This is a genomic window from Massilia sp. LXY-6, from assembly GCF_051233485.1.
In the GTDB taxonomy this organism is placed as follows: Bacteria; Pseudomonadota; Gammaproteobacteria; order Burkholderiales; family Burkholderiaceae_D; genus Telluria.
The window spans coordinates 41,010-59,628 of record NZ_JBKFGF010000006.1; the positions used below are offsets into that span (position 1 = coordinate 41,010).

The 18,619-nt window shown below is 66.5% G+C and carries 13 protein-coding genes; 4 read left to right on the forward strand and 9 right to left on the reverse strand.

The genetic code is table 11. The annotated features are described in order from the left end of the window. The first annotated feature begins 71 nt into the window (after window positions 1-71). Window positions 72-1,934: a glucokinase gene (locus ACI48D_RS03185; protein ID WP_435569760.1), complete on the forward strand. Its 1,863-nt coding sequence runs from the start codon at window positions 72-74 to the stop codon at window positions 1,932-1,934. A 221-nt stretch (window positions 1,935-2,155) separates the two neighbouring features. On the opposite strand, the gene ahr is transcribed toward ACI48D_RS03185, so the two are convergent. From ahr to ACI48D_RS03200, 3 genes are all read right to left on the reverse strand, one after another. Beyond that, window positions 2,156-3,178 carry an NADPH-dependent aldehyde reductase Ahr gene (ahr, locus tag ACI48D_RS03190; RefSeq protein WP_435569761.1) on the reverse strand — a complete coding sequence of 341 codons (1,023 nt, stop codon included), beginning with the start codon at window positions 3,176-3,178 and terminating at the stop codon, window positions 2,156-2,158. Between the two features lie 78 nt (window positions 3,179-3,256). Then, window positions 3,257-6,004 carry an alpha-1,6-glucosidase domain-containing protein gene (locus tag ACI48D_RS03195; RefSeq protein ID WP_435569762.1) on the reverse strand — a complete coding sequence of 916 codons (2,748 nt, stop codon included), beginning with the start codon at window positions 6,002-6,004 and terminating at the stop codon, window positions 3,257-3,259. Between the two features lie 49 nt (window positions 6,005-6,053). Next, window positions 6,054-7,610, reverse strand: a complete 1,557-nt coding sequence (locus ACI48D_RS03200) for an oligopeptide:H+ symporter (protein ID WP_435569969.1) — start codon at window positions 7,608-7,610, stop codon at window positions 6,054-6,056. A gap of 338 nt (window positions 7,611-7,948) precedes the next feature. Between ACI48D_RS03200 and ACI48D_RS03205 the strand changes: the two genes are divergently transcribed. The 3 genes from ACI48D_RS03205 (at window position 7,949) to ACI48D_RS03215 (ending at window position 11,748) form a co-directional block, all read left to right on the forward strand. Then, a complete protein-coding gene (locus ACI48D_RS03205; RefSeq protein WP_435569763.1) occupies window positions 7,949-9,595 on the forward strand; it encodes an alpha-amylase family glycosyl hydrolase in 1,647 nt (548 codons plus the stop codon). Window positions 9,596-9,598: 3 nt separating this feature from the next. Continuing rightward, a complete protein-coding gene (glk, locus tag ACI48D_RS03210; RefSeq protein ID WP_435569764.1) occupies window positions 9,599-11,467 on the forward strand; it encodes a glucokinase in 1,869 nt (622 codons plus the stop codon). 122 nt (window positions 11,468-11,589) lie between these two features. Next, complete coding sequence (locus ACI48D_RS03215) at window positions 11,590-11,748, forward strand: hypothetical protein (protein WP_435569765.1); 159 nt, start codon at window positions 11,590-11,592, stop codon at window positions 11,746-11,748. Window positions 11,749-11,868: 120 nt separating this feature from the next. Here ACI48D_RS03215 and ACI48D_RS03220 read toward each other — a convergent pair whose 3' ends face one another. From ACI48D_RS03220 to ACI48D_RS03245, 6 genes are all read right to left on the reverse strand, one after another. Further along, the gene (locus ACI48D_RS03220; RefSeq protein ID WP_435569766.1) at window positions 11,869-13,131 is read right to left on the reverse strand and encodes a glycerate kinase type-2 family protein; all 1,263 of its coding nucleotides are present in this window, start codon (window positions 13,129-13,131) and stop codon (window positions 11,869-11,871) included. After that, on the reverse strand, window positions 13,128-14,021 hold the full coding sequence (gene glxR, locus ACI48D_RS03225) for a 2-hydroxy-3-oxopropionate reductase (RefSeq protein ID WP_435569767.1): 894 nt from the start codon (window positions 14,019-14,021) through the stop codon (window positions 13,128-13,130). Before glxR ends, ACI48D_RS03220 begins: the two co-directional genes overlap by 4 nt. A gap of 29 nt (window positions 14,022-14,050) precedes the next feature. After that, window positions 14,051-14,833: a 2-dehydro-3-deoxyglucarate aldolase gene (gene garL / locus ACI48D_RS03230; RefSeq protein ID WP_435569768.1), complete on the reverse strand. Its 783-nt coding sequence runs from the start codon at window positions 14,831-14,833 to the stop codon at window positions 14,051-14,053. A 9-nt stretch (window positions 14,834-14,842) separates the two neighbouring features. Beyond that, a complete protein-coding gene (gene gudD / locus ACI48D_RS03235) occupies window positions 14,843-16,183 on the reverse strand; it encodes a glucarate dehydratase (RefSeq protein ID WP_435569769.1) in 1,341 nt (446 codons plus the stop codon). Window positions 16,184-16,214: 31 nt separating this feature from the next. Further along, complete coding sequence (locus ACI48D_RS03240; protein ID WP_435569970.1) at window positions 16,215-17,507, reverse strand: MFS transporter; 1,293 nt, start codon at window positions 17,505-17,507, stop codon at window positions 16,215-16,217. Window positions 17,508-17,715: 208 nt separating this feature from the next. Beyond that, window positions 17,716-18,618 (reverse strand): LysR family transcriptional regulator, encoded by a 903-nt coding sequence (locus ACI48D_RS03245; RefSeq protein ID WP_435569770.1) that lies wholly within the window; start codon window positions 18,616-18,618, stop codon window positions 17,716-17,718. Window position 18,619: the final 1 nt, after the last annotated feature.

Consider the following 18,619-nt stretch of genomic DNA (forward strand, 5'->3'; position numbering starts at 1 on the left):
CTCGTCCCCGCCAGCGCGGGAATGACGAAGGAGGCATTTTGGTGTCAATCGATCAATGGTATCCTACTGCAATGACTATTGAGCCTGACACCGAACAGAAACAACCCCGCGCCGCTTACTCCGACGGCCCCCGCCTGCTCGCCGACATCGGCGCGACCCATGCGCGTTTCGCGCTGGAGAGCGCGCCGGGCGTGCTGCGTAACGTCGCCGTGCTGCTGTGCGACGACTATCCCGGCATCGTGCCGCTGCTGAACGCCTATCTGGAACAGGCGAAAACGCAGACGAACGGCGTGCGCATCAGCCACGCCGCCTTCGCGCTGGCGAATCCGATCAGCGGCGACTTCATCCGCATGACCAACCGCAACTGGCAGTTCTCGACCGACGAGGTAAGGCGCACGCTTGGCCTCACCACGCTGCTGATCGTGAACGACTTCACCGCGCTGGCGATGGCGCTGCCGGGCTTCAAGCCGGAAGAGCTGCTGCAGATCGGCGGCGGCAAGCCGGAGCCGCATGCGGTGGCCGGCGTGCTGGGGCCGGGCACGGGCCTGGGCGTGTCCGGCGTGATCCCGACCGTGGACGGCTTCGTCACCCTCGGCAGCGAGGGTGGCCACGTCAACTTCGCACCGAGTGACGAGCGCGAGTTCTCCATCCTCCAGTACGCATGGCGCGAGTGGCCCCACGTGTCGAACGAGCGCCTGATTTCCGGCCCCGGCATGGAGATCATTTATCGCGCGCTGGCGCAGCGTAACAAGGTGGAGGTACCGGCCCGCAACGCCGCCGAAATCGTCAGCGGCGCGCTCGAACAGCAGGACCCGCTGTGCCTCGAAGTGCTGGAGTGCTTCGCCGGCATGCTGGGCGGGGCGGCCGCCAACCTGGCCGTCACGCTCGGCGCCTTTGGCGGCATCTTCATCGGCGGCGGCATCGTGCCGCGCGTCGCGCAGTGGTTCGCCACGTCGCCGTTCCGCGCCCGCTTCGAAGCCAAGGGCCGCTTCTCGGATTACCTGGCGCAGATCCCGACCTACGTGATCATGACGCCGAATCCGGCGCTGTACGGCGTGGCGAGCATCCTGTCGGAACACCTGCGCGGCCGCACCGGCGCCAACACGCTGATGGAGCGCGTGCAGCACCTGCAGCACGAGCTGTCGCCGGCCGAGCAGCGCGTGGCGACGCTGGTGCTGGAGCATCCGCGCAAGGTGCTGTCCGAGCCGATCGCCGAGATCGCGAAGCTGGCCGACGTGAGCCAGCCGACCGTGATCCGCTTCTGCCGCTCGCTGGGCTTTTCCGGCCTGGCCGACTTCAAGCTCAAGTTCGCGGGCAGCCTGACCGGCACCATCCCCGTGCGCCACAGCCAGGTGCGCATGAGCGACAGCACCCACGACCTGTCCGCGAAGGTGATCGACAACACCGTGTCGGCGATCCTGAAATTCCGCGACCAGCTCGACGTGAACTCGATCGACCGCGCCATCGAACTCCTGCGCCGCGCCAAGCGCGTCGAGTTCTACGCGATGGGCAATTCGCGCGTGGTGGCGCTGGACGGCCAGCACAAGTTCTTCCGCTTCCGCATCCCGACCTCGTCCTACGGCGACTCGCATCTCTTCAGCCTGGCGGCCGAGCTGCTCGGACCGGGCGACGTCGTGATCGCGATCTCGACCACCGGCCAGCTGCCCGAGCTGCTGTCCGCCGTCGACACCGCGCGCGCGGCGGGCGCCGACGTCATCGCCATCACCAGCAGCAAGTCGGCGCTGGCGCGCAAGGCCAGCATCTGCCTGGCGGTCGACCACAGCGAAGACTCGACCACCTTCCTGTCGATGATCTCGCGGATCCTGCAGCTGCTCCTCATCGACATCATGGCGGTCGGCATCTCGCTGGGCCAGGAGAACGGCGAGGGTGACAGCGAGCGCCGGCGCCTGCTGATTTCGCACCTGGATATCTGATCTTCCGATCCGGCGCAATCCGGATCGGGTAAATCGGGAGCGGTCCTGCTGGATCAAAGATGTTTCCGTGCAGCATTCCACAATGAGTGGGTTTCCTCATGGGAGAGCAGCATGATGCACCCGGATGACATCAAGCGCCTGGCGATCATGGCCACGCTGATCATGTTGTGCGCGCTCAGCTCCGGCCTGGCCCGGCCGGTCGGCGGTTGAGCCGGGCAGGGCTAAGAAAAATCGGCATCCAGCACGATCCGGTAACTAGCCTTGCCGGCGCGCAGGTGGTCCATCGCCTCGTTGACCCGGCTCATCGGGAAATGCTCGACCTTGGGGGCGACGTGGTGGTGGGTCGCGAAGCGCAGCATCGTGTCGATCTGGGAGCGGCTGCCGGTCGGCGAGGCCGACACCGCCCGCTGCCCCATCACCAGGCTCATCACCTGCACCGGCACCGGTTCGAGCACGGCGCCGAGGAAGTGCAGGCGGCCGCCGGGGGCCAGCAGCCCGATGATGGCGTCCCAGTCGAGCGGCGCGTTGGCGGTAATGAAGATGAAGTCGAAACTGCCCGCCAGGCGCTGCATGTCGGCCTCGGAACGGCTTGATGCCGCGTGGTGGGCGCCGAAGGAGATCGCCTCCTGCACCTTGCTGGGCGAGGACGTGAAGGCCGTGACTTCGCAGCCCCAGGCATTCGCGAACATCAGCGCCATGTGCCCCAGCCCGCCGATGCCGAATACCGCCACCCGCGCGGTCGGCGGCACGTGCAGCTGCAGCAGCGGCGCGAACACGGTGATGCCGCCGCACAGCAGCGGACCGGCATTGCCCGGCGCCAGCGCGTCCGGGATCGGCACGCTCCAGATCCAGTGGGCGCGCACGCGGTCGGCAAAGGCGCCATGGTGGCCGACGATGGTCGCCTGCACGTTCTCGCACAGCTGGAAGTCGCCGCGGAGGCAGGCTGCGCAATGCTGGCAGCTGCGCACGTTCCAGCCGACGCCGACGCGCTGGCCGAGCTTCAGGCCCTTGGTCTGCGCAATGGCGCCGAGGCCGACCACGCGCCCGATCGCCTCGTGGCCCGGCACGAAGGGATAGGCGGTGATGCCCCATTCGTTGTCGAGCATCGACAGGTCGGAGTGGCAGACGCCGCAATACTCGACCTTGATCTCCACGTCTTCCGGCCCCAGCGGGCCCGGATCGTATTCAAAAGGAACAAGTTGGCCGCCCGCGGCTTGCGCAGCCCATGCCCGTATCTTTTCCATGCCGGTTCTCCTCGAAGCGATGGAAAAAAGTCTAGCACCGCTGCCACTGCGGACGTGTTTCGTTTCTGCCAGGATGCTTCAGCGCCGATCCTGACCGGCCTGGTCTTCCACGAACACCACCGCCGTGCGCGGCGGAATGCTGAACGACCCCGTCGCCGGATCGAAGGCCGCCTGGGTCGCGCGCTTGTCGGCCACGTTCGGCGACAGGAACACCGGATGCAGGTGCATCGCCTTGCCCGCCGCCTGCGGCTCGACCACCGTGTGGCCGACCTTGTCGACGTTGATGAAGTAGCTGATGCCTTTGAATCCGGCGCCCGGATAGGCTTCGCCGTCCAGGTGGGCCGCGGCCACGGTCGGGTTCTGGCTTGAACCGGTGTTGAAGAAGCGCAGGCGGCGCTTGATCTCGAGCGCGGTCGGCAGGCGGAACAGGGTCGAGCTGGCGCGGATCGCCAGCAGGTCGCGGAAGGCGTCGCGCGCGAAGGCGATATCCATGGGCGTTGGCTTGAACGCCGGATCGGCCAGCAGCGGCTTGAGCAGGGCGTAGTCCTTGCCGTTGTCGTCCGCCGGCGGCAGGCCGGTGCCGAAGTAGTTGTCGCGGTAGCTCCAGTCCAGGCGGTTGAACCAGTCGCCCGAATTGAAGCTGTTGCGGTCCAGGGACTTCGAGCGCAGCACATCGATGCCGGCGTGGTAGTAGGCGATGCCCTGCGCGAACGCGTCCACCGCCATGCCCAGCACCTGCACGCGCGCGCGCTCGAAGGATGGGGTCGAGGCCGGCAGCTTGAACACGTCGATGTCGTACAGGGTCTGGTTGTCGTGGTTCTCGACGTAGTTCACGACCTCGGACGGCTCGCTCGCATAGCCGGCCGGCTGGCCGCCGTAGTCGATCGCTTCCAGCGCGACCACCTTGTCGTCGAAGGTCTGCAGCGGGTAGCTGCGGATCGAGCCGGCCAGGCCGGCGCGCACCATGTCGGCGGCGCGCAGGAGCTCGACACGGTCGTGCTGGCCGGCGTGCCCGTTCGGGTCATATACCAGGCCGTTGATCCAGCCCTGGCGCGAAAACAGCGCCTCGCCCGAATCGCCGGCCGAGCCGCCGCGCACGGCATCGCGGGTGCGGTCGTTGAAGGTGCCGATGCCGCTGCCGTTCAGCGACAGCTGCGAGGCCTGCACGAAGCGCGCGCCGTTGGCGACTTCGCCGAAGTTCCAGCCTTCGCCAAGCAGCTGGATGGGGTGGCCGGCGGCGGCGTTCACCTTCCGCTGCAGCTGTTCCATCACCGCGCGCGGCTGGTGGCCCATCAGGTCGAAGCGGAAGGAATCGATCTTGTACTGGGTCGCCCACAGGGCCACCGAGTCGATCATCAGCTTGCCCATCATGAGGTTTTCGGTGGCCGTGTTGTCGCAGCAGGTCGAGCGTTCGATGCCGCCGGTCGCGTTCAGGCGGTGGTAGTAGCCGGGCACGACGCGGTCGAGCACCGATTTTTCAACTTGTCCGGCGCTGAAGGTGTGGTTGAACACAACGTCCATGCCGACCCGCAGGCCGAGCCTGTGCAGGTTGCCGACCATCTCGCGGAATTCGACCACACGACGCGCGCCATCAAGCGGATCGGTCGCATAGCTGCCTTCCGGCGCGTTGTAGTGGTAGGGATCGTAGCCCCAGTTGAAGCAGTCGGTTTCCGCGGTCTTCTTCACGAGAAGCTGCTGGGCCTCGCTGTCCGGCGCGCCCGAAGGTTTCGGCACGGCGCAGCCAACTTCCGGCACGCTGCCGATGTCGTACACCGGCAGCAGGTGGATATCGGTCAGGCCGCTTTTCGCCAGCGCGGCCAGGTGGCGCATGCCGTTCGATTCGGGGCGGGTGAAGGCGCCGTACTTGCCGCGCAGGCGTTCCGGCACGCTGGCGTCGTTGATCGAGAAGTCGCGCACGTGCAGCTCGTAGACCACCATGTCGGTCGGGTTCCTGACGGTCTGCGGAGCCGCCGTCGCGTCCCAGCCGGCCGGCTTCAGGCGCGGAGCATCCAGGCGCGCGATGTAGCTGCGCTTCGAATCGGTGCTCAGGCTGATGGAATAGGGATCGGTGACCAGGTTGCGCACGATGCCCATGCCGTCCACCGGCACGTCGACCGCATATTTATAATACTTGCCGCTCAGGTCGCCCGGCACCGCCGCGTTCCAGGCGCCGGTGGCCGGGTCGAAGCGCAGCTGGTAGACCGCATGCGCGGTCGCGGTGGGCGTGTTGTAGACGCAGACCGCGGCTTGCTGGGCGGTCGGCGCCCACACGGTAAAACTCGTACGCTTGTCTGCGATGTCGACACCGAGCTTGTCGAGGCCGGCGGCGGCCGCATACAAGTCGTCCAGCGCGCCCGCCACCTGCACGCGCGTGGCCGCCAGCACCGTGCCCTGCGCATCTTCCTGCACCAGCACCAACTGCTGGCGGTGCAGCTCGCCCATCCGGGAGACGTCGTTCTCGTCGAGCTGCAGCACCGGGCCGGCGCCGAGCCACTTGAAGCGCGCGGCCAGCGGCGCCGCGACGCTGCCCCTGGCCAGGCCGAGGGTCAGCGCGCCGGCATCGCCTGCGACCCTGCCGCCGACCGGCGCGGCGATCGAGCCCGCGGGCGAGTAATACAGCTTGAACACGCCGTCGGGGGAGGCGCCGGGGAAGGCGAGCAGGCGCCGGTCGAGCCAGACGGCGCGCGCGTCGAAGCCGGCCGCGGCCGGATGCAGGACGGCCTGGTAAGACTTGCCGTCGCAGGCGTCGGGGGAAATGGCGGCGTGGGCGCCGGCGGAAGCCAGCAGGGCCAGCAGGCCCGCAGCGGTGGTGCGTGTTCTCGTCATGATTGCTTTTGTTACAGCCGGCGGCACCGTGCCGCCGGCTTCGGAATGGTCAGGTTGCTGCAGCCTTGCCGCGGTAGTTGTCGACGACCTGGTAACGCGTCGCGTACCATCCGAACACCAGCGCGGCAAGGAAGGCGAAGGCAGCAAAGAAGTACATCTGGAAGGCCATCACGCCCAGGCCGGTGTTGGCGATGTGGCCCAGCACCGCCTGGTTCTTGACGCTGGCGTTCACGATCAGCACCCACAGGCTGCCAACCGTCACCGCCAGCGACCAGAAGGCCATGATCACGCCCTTCATCGAGCGCGGGGCCTGGCTGTACGCGAATTCGAGGCCGGTGGCCGAGACCAGCACCTCGCCCATGGTCAGCAGGGCATAGGGCAGGATCTGCCAGGCCATCGAGACCGGCGTGCCGCCGTCCATCACGACCTGGATGGTGCCGATCGCGACCCACGACAGGGCCGACAAAGCGATCCCGGTGGTCATGCGGCGCAACGCGGTGGGCTCCCAGCCCAGGCGGCGCAAGGCGCGAAACACGACCAGGTTGTTGAAGGGAATGAGCAGCATCACCAGCAGCGGATTCAGAGCCTGCATCTGCGCCGGCTCGAAGCGGAATTCGCTGCCGAACAGCGACAGGGTCGGGCGCACCATCGTGTTGGCCTGCACGATCCAGGTCGAGGCCTTCTGGTCGAACAGGGACCAGAACGGCGTCACCAGCGCGAACACGATCAGCACGCGCAGCACGCCGCGCACGCCGTCGACCGCTTCGTCCGGATGCAGGCCGCGCGCCCGCTCCAGCTGCAGCGCCACGCCGATGCCGCCGAAGGCCAGCAGCAGCACCAGCGCCGTGCAGGCCGCGATCACGAAGCCCCAGTCGGGCGTCATCGCCAGCGAGGCGACCGCGCCGGCCGCACCGACCGCCGCCACCGCCAGGCCAGGGCGTCCGGCGCCATCGCGTTTCGCCAGCAGGGCGGTGCGCGCCACGTTCATGAAGGAATGCGGATTCGCGGCGCTCGGCGGCACGTGCACGTACTTCTTGCGCCCGCTCCAGAACACCAGGGTGGCGACCAGCATCAGGATGCCGGGGATGCCGAAGGCGACCGCCGCGCCGTAGTCGCGCAGGAAGATCGGCATCAGCAGCGAGGCGAAGAAGGAGCCGAAGTTGATGATCCAGTAGAAGGCGTCGAACACCAGCTTGGCCTTGTCCTTGTTGGTGTGGTCGAACTGGTCGCCGACGAAGGAGGACACCAGCGGCTTGATGCCGCCCGAGCCGAGCGCGATCAGGAACAGGCCGAGGTAGAAGCCCTGGACATTGCCTTCGAACGCGGCCAGGCAGGCGTGGCCGGCGCAGTAGACGAGGCTGAGCCAGAGCACCGTGTTGTACTTGCCGAAGAAGCGGTCGGCCAGCCAGCCGCCCAGCAGCGGGAAGAAATAGACGCCGATGACGAAGGTGTGGAACACGTGCTTGGCTTCGCCGGCGCGGTCAAGCTCGGGCAGGAACAGCAGCAGCGATGAAATCAGGAAGGGCGTCAGGATGTTGCGCATCCCGTAGAAGCTGAATCGTTCGCAGCCTTCGTTGGCGATGATGAAGGGGATCTGGCGCGGCATGCGGCCGGTGTTTACTGGCGGCGGGTTCTGGGTCATCGGTGTCTCCTTGTGCCCGTCGTTCCCGCCTTCGCGGGACGATGGTGTTATTGGTCCACGTGGTGCAGCGATGCTATTCAACCCACTCTATCTTGGCAACAAGAACTTCTTCGGTTAGTTCGCCACCCTAACATCGAATCTGTAGTTTGACTACTACTCCCCCCATATATTGTTCAGCTTTATTTATCGTAAGACGATGATTTTTAAGGATATTTAATCAAGATTCTGAAAATCTAAACGATTGTCAGCCGGGTATTGATGCTGTATATTGTGTAAAAATTTACGAACCGGACATCATTATCATGAGCACTCCCAACGCGAACAATCCGTGGTGGAAAGAAGCCATCATTTACCAGGTCTATCCGCGCAGCTACCTCGACACCAACGGCGACGGCGTCGGCGACCTGCCGGGCATCACGGCCAAACTCGACTACATCGCCAGCCTGGGCGTCGACATCGTCTGGCTGTCGCCGTTCTTCAAGTCCCCGCAGAAGGACTTCGGCTACGACATCGCCGACTACTGTGACGTCGATCCGATGTTCGGCACCCTGGCCGACTTCGACAAACTCATCGAGAAAGCGCACCACCTGGGTCTGAAGATCATGATCGACCAGGTGATGTCGCACACCGCCGACACCCACCCGTGGTTCGTCGAGAGCCGCGCCAGCCGCGACAACCCGAAGTCCGACTGGTATGTGTGGGCCGATCCGCTCGCGGACGGCAACCCGCCGAACAACTGGCTGTCGGTGTTCGGCGGCTCGGCGTGGCAGTGGGATACCCGCCGCAAGCAGTACTACATGCACAACTTCCTGGTCAGCCAGCCGCAACTGAACTTCCACAATCCGGAAGTGCAGCAGGCCCACCTGGACGCCCAGCGTTTCTGGCTTGAGCGCGGCGTCGACGGCGTGCGCATGGATGCCTGCGTGTTCCACTTCCACGACCGCCAGCTGCGCAGCAACCCGCCGGCGCTGGTGCGCGACACCTCGACCGTCACCGACGTCAACCCCTACGGCATGCAGGCGCACATCTACGACAAGACCCAGCCGGAGAACGTCGCCTTCCTGCAGCGCGTACGGACACTCCTCAACGAATTCGGCGCGGTATCGATCGGCGAAGTCAGCTCCGACGATGCGCTGGCCCAGATGGCCGAGTACACCGAAGGCGGCGACAAGCTGCACATGGCGTACAGCTTCAACCTGCTGACGCCGGTGTTCACGGCCGCCCACATCCGCCAGCAGGTCGAGGAATTCAACACCCGCGTGAAGGATGGCTGGGCCTCCTGGTCGGTCGGCAACCACGATGCGATCCGCGTGGCCACGCGCTGGGCTTCGGGTGACGCAGTGGGGAATCCTTCGCCTGCCTTGTCGAAACTGGTGCTGGCGATCCAGCTGTCGCTGAAGGGCACTCCCTGCCTGTACCAGGGCGACGAGCTGGCGCTGACGGAAGCGGACGTGCCCTTCGAACTGCTGCAGGACCCCTACGGCATCACCTTCTGGCCCGAGTTCAAGGGCCGCGACGGCTGCCGCACGCCGATGCCGTGGACTGCCGATGCGCCGAATGCCGGCTTCACCACCGGCAAGCCATGGCTGCCGGTGCCGGCCGAGCACCTGGCCCTGGCCGAGGAGATCCAGGACCGCGACCCGGAGTCGATGCTGAACTTCCAGCGCAGGATCATCCACTGGCGCCGCACGCTGCCGCAGCTCACGCGCGGCGAGATCGCGTTCTTCGACGTGCCGGAACAGGCGCTGGCGCTGCGCCGCGACCTGCCCGGCCACCCGTCGGTGCTGGCCGTGTTCAACACGACCAGCCAGCCGTTGAACTTCAACTGGCCGGAGGCGGCCGGCGCAAGCAGGCTCAATGGCCATGACCTGCAGGGGGACGTCGCCGGCACCACCGTCACATTGCCGCCCTACGGCGCCTGGTTCGGCACCGTCGCGGACCAGGGCTGAGGCATGCAGGAGCAGCCGGATACAGAAGGAAAACTCGTCCGTACTGCGTTCGCCGACGGCCCGCGCCTGCTGGCCGACATCGGTGCGACGCACGCGCGCTTCGCCCTGCAGACGGCGCCCGGCACCTACCGCTCCGTGCGGGTGCTGAAATGCGACGAGTTCGACGGCATCGTGCCGCTGCTGCGTTTTTACCTGTCCGAACATGAGGACCTGCGCCTGAACCACGCGGCGCTGGCGCTGGCCAATCCGGTCGACGGCGACGTCGTGCGCATGACCAACCGGCCCTGGGCCTTCTCGACCGACGACGTGCGGCGCGAGCTGGGCCTGTCGACGCTCCTGATCGTCAACGACTTCACGGCGCTGGCGATGGCGATCCCGGGCCTGAAGCCGGACGACCTGATGCAGGTCGGGCCGGGCAAGCCGGCGCCGCATGCGGTGCTGGGCGTACTCGGGCCGGGCACCGGCCTGGGCGTCTCCGGCGGGATCCCGACCGTGGACGGCTTCGTCACCCTCGGCAGCGAGGGCGGCCACGTGAATTTCGCGCCCAGCGACGAGCGCGAGTTTGCGATCCTGCAGGCCGCCTGGCGCGAGTGGACCCACGTGTCGAACGAACGCCTGATCTCCGGTCCCGGCATGGAGATCATTTACCGCGTGCTGGCCGAGCGCAACGGTGTCCATTCGCTCGCGAAGGCGCCCGCGCGCGACTCGGCCGCCATCATCGCCGCCGCGCTGGAAGAGCAGGACCCGCTGTGCCTGGAAGTGCTGGAATGCTTCTGCGGCATGCTGGGCGGCGCCGCCGCCAACCTGGCCGTGACCCTCGGCGCGTTCGGCGGCATCTTCATCGGCGGCGGCATCGTGCCGCGCCTGGGCGAATGGTTCCGGAGCTCGCCGTTCCGCGCCCGCTTCGAGGCCAAGGGACGTTTTTCCGGCTACATCGCCGATATCCCGACCTACGTCATCACCACGCCCCACGTCGCCTTCGACGGCGTGGCGAACATCCTGTCCGAGCACCTGCGCGGGCGCAGCGGCGACAACACCCTGATGGACCGCATCCGCCAGCTGAAGAAGGAGCTGACCCCGGCCGAGCAGCGCGTGGCTGGCCTGGTGCTGGAGCAGCCGCGCCTGGTGCTGAACGAGCCGATCGCCGGTATCGCCAAGCTGGCGGATGTGAGCCAGCCGACCGTGATCCGCTTCTGCCGCTCGCTGGGCTTCCTCGGCCTGGCCGATTTCAAGCTTAAATTCGCCAGTTCGCTGACCGGCGCAGTCCCGGTGCGCCACAGCCAGGTGCGCCACAGCGACAGCACCCACGACCTGTCCGCAAAAGTCATCGACAACACCGTGTCGGCCATTTTGGCATTCCGCGACCAGCTCGACGTGCGCGCGATCGACCGCGCGATCGAACTGGTGAGCCGGGCCAGGCGCATCGAGTTTTATGCGATGGGCAATGCGCGCGTGGTGGCGCTGGACGGCCAGCACAAGTTTTTCCGCTTCCGCATTCCGACCGCGTTGTACGACGACTCGCACCTGTTCAGCCTTGCCGCGGACTTGCTGGGGCCGGGCGACGTGGTGGTGGCGATCTCGAATTCCGGGCGCCTGCCCGAGCTGCTGAGTGCCGTCGACAAGGCGCGCGCCGCCGGCGCCGACGTGATCGCGATCAGCAACAGCCAGTCGCCGCTGGCCAAGGTCGCCAGCGTGGTGCTGGCGGTCGACCATGCCGAGGACAACACCAGCTTCCTGTCGATGATCTCGCGGGTGCTGCAGCTGCTCCTCATCGACATCATGGCGGTGGGCTTGTCGGTGGACGTGCACCATGCGCGCTCATCTTCATTATCATCGCCGACGCAGGCCCTCATTTCCCATCTTGATAGCTGAGGTGCGAGCGCGGCGCCAGACATATGCTTCACTGATGGCTGGCATTCGAACATATCATTGGACGATATATCCGCATCGCTCTAACATGGTCACCAATCCAAACATTCTTCGAAAGGTGAATCATGTCCAACCAGTCCAGCGCAGCCGCTCAACTGCAAACGATGTCGTCGCCGGCCGAGCGCGAGGCAGGCCAGGGTTTCTGGCGCACCATGTTCAATGCGTGGATCGCTTCCTACGCCAACCGTATCGACCCGGAAGGCAAGGTCCTGATCGAACTGTAAGATAGCCTTAAAACCGTCGTTCCCGCGAAGGCGGGAATCCAAGTTCTGTTCGCGCCAACGCAACGCGTGCTTGGAGGGAGAGTGCCGGGGGCACTATCCCGCCTGCGCGGGAACGACGGGTCAGAGCACCAATATCGCCCGAAAATCGTTCACGTTCGTGAGCGTCGGCCCGGTCACCACCGAGTCGCCCAGGGCGCCAAAAAAGCCGTGGCCGTCGTTGTCCTGCAGCGCATCGGCCGGCTTGATGCCCAGCTCCCACGCCCGCGCCAGCGTATCCGGCGCCAGCACCGCGCCCGCGATCTCTTCCTGGCCGTCGACGCCATCGGTGTCGCCCGCCAGCGCGTGAATGCCCGCGCGGCCTTCCAGCGCCAATCCCAGCGACAGTAAAAACTCGACATTGCGTCCGCCGCGGCCCTGGCCGCGCACGGTCACGGTGGTCTCGCCGCCGGACAGCATCACGCACGGGCGCGCGAAGGGCTGGCCGTGGTCCGCCACCTGGTGCGCGATGCCCGCCATCGCCTTGCCGACGTCGCGCGCCTCGCCCTCGATCGCATTGCCGAGGATGTAAGGGGTGATGCCGGCTTCGCGGGCCACCAGCGCGGCGGCTTCCAGCGCCATCTGCGGCGTCGCGATCATGCGCGTCTCACAACGCTCCAGGCGAGGGTCGCCCGGCTTGACCGATTCGCCACGTCCGCTCTCCAGCACCTCGCGCACCGCCGCCGGCAGCTCGATGCCGTAGCGGCGCACGATCGCCAGCGCGTCCGCGCAGGTGCTCGGGTCGCCGACGGTCGGGCCGGAGGCGATGTCGCACGGGCGGTCGCCCGGCACGTCGGAAATCAGCAGCGTGACCACGCGCGCCGGATGGCAGGCTGCTGCCAGCCGTCCGCCCTTGATTCCCGATAAGTGGCGCCGCACGCAGTTCATTTCGCTGATGGTGGCGCCGGAAGCGAGCAGGGCGCGGTTTACGGCCTGCTTGTCTTCCAGCGTGATGCCGGCCAGCGGCAGCGGCAGCAGCGACGAGCCGCCGCCCGAGATCAGGCAGATCACGGTGTCGTCCGGGCCGAGGCCGTGGACCAGTTCCATCATGCGCTGGGCCGCATGCAGGCCGGCTTCGTCCGGCACCGGGTGCGCGGCCTCGACGATCTCGATGCGCTCGCAGGGGACCGCATAGCCGTAGCGCGTCACCACCAGGCCGGACAAAGGGCCGCTCCAATTCTGCTCCAGCGCCCGCGCCATCGCGCTTGATGCCTTGCCGGCGCCGATCACGATGGTCCTGCCGGTGCCCGGTGCGGGCAGATGCAGCGGCACGCAATGCTCGGGCTGGGCCGACGCGATCGCGGCCTCGAACATCCTTACCAACAGATCGCGCGGCGTCGTTTTCATTTCTGCTGCTGGCCGATTTCGAAGTTCGCCATCTTCTCCAGCGCACGCACCATGGCCGAGTGGTCCCAGCTTGCGCCGCCATGGGCCGCGCAGCTGTTGAACAGTTCTTGGGCGGTGGCGGTGTTCGGCAGCGAGACGCCGACCGCGCGCGCGCTCGACAGCGCCAGGTTCAGGTCCTTCTGGTGCAGCTCGATGCGGAAGCCCGGATCGAAGGTCCGCTTGACCATGCGCTCGCCGTGCACTTCGAGGATGCGCGAAGCGGCGAAGCCGCCCATCAGCGCCTGGCGCACCTTGGCCGGGTCGGCGCCCATCTTCGATGCGAACAGCAGGGCTTCGCCGACCGCCTCGATGTTCAGGGCGACGATGATCTGGTTGGCCACCTTGCAGGTCTGGCCGGCGCCGTTCTCGCCCACCAGGGTGATGTTCTTGCCCATCAGTTCGAACAGCGGCTTGACGCGATCGAAGGCCGCTTCCGAGCCGCCCGCCATGATGGTGAGGCTGGCCGCCTTGGCGCCGACTTCGCCGCCCGAGACCGGGGCATCGACGTATTCGCAGCCCAAGGCCTTGATGCGCTCGGCGAAGACCTTGGTCTCGACCGGCGAGATCGAGCTCATGTCGACCACCACCTTGCCCGCGCTCAGGCCTGCGGCCACGCCGTTCTCGCCGAACAGGGCGTCCGCCACGTGCGGGGTATCCGGCACCATGGTGATGATGACGTCGGCGTTCTGCGCGACTTCGCGGCTGGAGGCGCAGGCCTTGCCGCCGGCGTCGACCAGCTCGCCCGGCACGCTGCCGCGGCTGTACAGGTAAACCTCGTGGCCGGCCTTGATCAGGTGGCCCGCCATCGGGGTACCCATGATACCCAGGCCGATGAATCCGATTTTGCTCATTGCGTTCTCCGTATTTCTGGTGTGCTGACTTACAGTGCGTACTTGTCGCGCAACGCCTGGGTGGCGGCGCGGAACAGGCCCTGGTCGCTGCCGACGGCGACCATGGTTGCGCCCATCTCCATGTAGCGGCGCGCATCGCTTTCCTGCGGCGCCAGGATCCCGACCGGCACCCCGGCGGCCTTGGCGGCGGCGAACACGCGCTGCATCGCTTCCTGCACTTCCGGATGGCTGGCATTACCCAGGTAGCCGTAGCCGGCCGCCAGGTCGGACGGGCCGATGAAGACGCAGTCGACGCCGTCCACCGCGCAGATGGCCTCGATGTTGGCGACCGCGGTGCGGCTCTCGATCTGCAGCGCCACCGTGATGTGGCGGTTGCTGACCTGGTGGTAGTCGGGGATGGTGCCGAAGCGGTTGCCGCGCATCGATACCGACACGCCGCGCACGCCTTCCGGCGCATAGCGGGTCGCGGCGATGGCCTGGGCTGCTTCTTCGGCGTTCTCGACGAAGGGGATCAGGAAGTTGTAGAAGCCGGCGTCGAGCAGGCGCTTGATCTGCACCGTGTCGTTCGACTGCGGGCGCACCACCGGAGCACTTGGGCTATCCTTCAATGCCATCAGCTGCAGGATGAAGCTGTTCAGGTCGTTCGGCGAATGCTCGCCGTCGAGCAGCAGCCAGTCGAAACCGGCCAGGCCGAGGATCTCGGTGGTGAAGGGGTTGGCCAGCGAAGACCAGCAGCCGATCAGCGGCTTGCCCTCGCGCAGGTCTTGCTTGAAGCGGTTCGGGATGCCGCTGTAGGGAGTGTCGTAGCTCATGATCGTCTCTCAGCGCACCAGGCAAGGGCGCTTGTTGTCGAAGGTCCAGTTCGGGACCAGGAATTGCATGGCGGCGGCGTCGTCGCGCGCGCCCAGGCCCATGTTTTTATAAGCTTGATGGGCCTTCTCCAGCTCGGCCTCGTCGATCTCGATCCCCAGGCCCGGCTTGGACGGGATGCGGATCATGCCGCCCTCGATCTTCAACGGGTCTTTCGTCAGGCGCTGGCCGTCCTGCCAGATCCAGTGGGTGTCGATCGCGGTGACTTTGCCCGGGGCGGCGGCGCCGACGTGGGTGAACATCGCCAGCGAGATGTCGAAGTGGTTGTTCGAGTGCGAACCCCAGGTCAGGCCGAACATCTCGCACAGCTGGGCCACGCGCACCGAACCCTGCATGGTCCAGAAGTGCGGGTCGGCCAGCGGGATGTCGACCGACTGCAGCTGGATCGAGTGGGCCATCTGGCGCCAGTCGGTGGCGATCATGTTGGTCGCGGTCGGCAGGCCGGTGGCGCGGCGGAATTCGGCCATCACTTCGCGGCCGGAGAAGCCGCCCTCGGCGCCGCACGGGTCTTCGGCATAGGCCAGCACGCCGTGCTTGTCGCGGCACACGCGGATCGCTTCCTGCAGCGACCAGGCGCCGTTCGGGTCGAGCGTGATGCGGGCATCCGGGAAGCGCTCGTGCATGGCGACGATGGCGTCCATCTCTTCGTCGGCCGAGAGCACGCCGCCCTTCAGCTTGAAGTCGTTGAAGCCGTAGCGCTCGCGGGCCGCCTCGCACAGGCGCACCACGGCTTCCGGGCTCAGGGCCTCTTCGTTACGCAGGCGGAACCAGGCGCTGCCGGCGTCCGGCTCGCTGCGGTAGTTCAGGTTCGTCTTGTTGCGGTCGCCCACATAGAACAGGTAGCCCAGCATCTCGACGGCGTCGCGCTGCTGGCCTTCGCCCAGCAGGGCCGCGACCGGCACGTTCATGAACTGGCCCAGCAGGTCGAGCAGGGCCGATTCGACTGCCGTCACGGCGTGGATAGTGGTGCGCAGGTCGAAGGTCTGGTTGCCGCGGCCGCCCGCGTCGCGGTCGGCGAAGGTCTTGCGCATCGCATTCAGGATGTTGTTGTACTCGCCCAGCGTCTTGCCGACGATGAGGGGCTTGGCATCCTCGATGGTCTTGCGGATCTTCTCGCCGCCCGGTACTTCGCCCAGGCCGGTGTTGCCGGCGCTGTCCTTGAGAATGACGATGTTACGGGTGAACCAGGGGCCGTGGGCGCCGGAGAGGTTCAGCAGCATGCTGTCCTGGCCGGCCACGGGAATGACGCGCAGGTCGGTGACGACGGGGGCGCCGGATACGTAGGTAGTCATGTGTGCTTCCTTGCTAAAACTGGGGTGATGGTTACTTCGCGATCAGCGATTTGGAGAGGCTGACGCGCTTGATGTCGCCGACAATGAACAGGTAGCAGGCGATCGCCAGCGCCGCGTTCGCGCCGACGTAGACCAGCGCGCCGGCGAAGGAACCGGTGCCCTGCACGATGTAGCCGATGACGATCGGGGTGGTGATGCCGGCGGTATTGCCGAAGGTGTTGAACAGGGCGCCCGACAGGCCGCCGGCTTCTTTCGGCGAGGTGTCCGAGACGACCGCCCAGCCCAGCGCGCCGACGCCCTTGCCGAAGAAGGCCAGCGACATCACGGCCACCACCAGCATGTCGGTCTCGATGTAGTTACAGGCGATCATGCTCATCGACATCAGCATGCCCAGCACGATCGGCACCTTGCGCGACACCGACAGCGAGTAGCCGCGCTTGGCCAGGCGGTCGGACAGCCAGCCGCCGGTCACGCCGCCGATGAAGCCCGCGATCGCCGGCAGCGAGGCCACGAAGCCGGCCTTCAGGATGGTCATGTGGCGCTCCTGCACCAGGTAGACCGGGAACCAGGTCAGGAAGAAGTAGGTCAGCGTCGTGATGCAGTACTGGCCGATATACACGCCCAGCAGCATGCGGTTGCCCAGCAGTTCCTTGATGGCGGCGAAGGTGTTGACCTGGGCCGGTGCCTTTTGCGCGCCGTCGAGGTCGACCAGGGCGCCGCCGTCCTGGATGTATTTCAGTTCGCTCTGGCTGACCGACGGATGGTCCTTCGGTCCGTGGATGACCTTGAGCCAGACGAAGGCCATCACGATGCCCAGGCCGCCCATCACGTAGAACACGCTGTGCCAGCCGTAGGAATGCACCAGCCAGCCCATGATCGGCGCGAACAGCACGGTGGCGAAGTACTGCGCCGAGTTGAAGATGGCGGCGGCCAGGCCACGCTCGTTGGTCGGGAACCAGGCCGAGGCGATGCGGCTGTTGCCCGGGAAGGAAGGCGCTTCGGCGGCGCCGACCAGCAGGCGCAGCGCGAACAGCATGGTCACCGCGGCGCCGCCGGCGAAGAAACCGGCCGCGCCGGTCATCATGGTGAAGACCGACCACAGGAAGATGCTGAAGAAGTAGGTGATCTTCGAACCGAAGCGGTCCAGCAGCCAGCCGCCCGGCAGCTGGGCGAGCACGTAGGACCAGGCGAAGGCGGAGAACACGAAGCCCATCTGGACCGCATCCAGGCCGAGTTCCTTCTTGATGCCCGGCGCGGCGATCGAGATCGTGGCGCGGTCGGCGTAGTTGATGGTGGTGATCACGAACAGCATGGCAAGAATCATCCAGCGTGTGCGGGTCTGGACTTTGGTAGCGCTGGCGGCCCTGATGGCTTGTGCTTGTTCCACAAGTGTCTCCTAGTGTCGTTGATTCGCCCCGGCCGGCGGCAGGGGTCCGATTCGATTTATGTTTTTATGACACCAATCTTAGTGCGCCAATCATGCTCAAACAAACCAATGAGTGTCTTGATCGATTCAAGAATTGGATTGTTGCTCATGTTTTCAGTCCAGAGACGAAGGCCGGCAGGATGTCGCGCCGGAACACGTCCAGGATGGGGTTGCCGTTGTCGCGGCGGTAGGCGCAGATGGTCTGCACCGGCTGCGCCGGGTCGGTCTGCATCGTGCGCAGCACCACGCCGCGCAGCTGCAGGCGCGCGGCCGCGGTGGGAATCAGGGCCACGCCCACGCCCGAGCTGACCAGGGCCAGCATGGTGTGGATCTGGCCGATGTGCTCGACCACGTCGGGCGCCACGCCGGCCGCGTCGAAGAGGTTGATCAGCAGTTGATAGAAGTAGCGCGCCTCGTAGGGCGAATACATCAGGAAGGGCTTGCCGTGCACGCAGGCCAGCGTGGGCTGCTCCGGCCAGTCGGCCGCTTCGCGCTCCGGAATCGCCAGCATCAGCGGTTCGGTGGCCAGCAGTACGGTCTCGAGCTCGCCGTGGCGCGCGTGCGGGCGCATCAGGCCGATGTCGAGCTGGCCGCTGTCGAGTCCTTCGAGCTGGGAAGTGGTGACGAGTTCCTTGAGCGTCAGCGAGATGCCGGGCGCGCGCTCGCGCAGGCGCCGCACCAGGTCGGGCAGCAGGCCGTAGCCGAAGGCGGCGGTGAAGCCGATCGCCAGCGCGCCCTGTTCGCCCTTGGCGACCCGGCGCGCCGTCACCACCGCCTCGTCGGCCATGCGCAGGATCCGCGCCGCTTCGGGAAAGAAGGCCTTGCCGGCCGCGGTCAGGCGCACGCCGCGGCTGCTGCGGTCCAGCAGGCGGGTGCCGACGTGGTGTTCGAGCAGCTGGATCTGCCGGCTCAGCGGCGGCTGCGTCATGTTCAGGCGCTCGGCGGCGCGCCCGAAGTGCAGTTCTTCCGCCACCGCGACGAAGCAGCGGACCTGGCTGATCTCGAACATC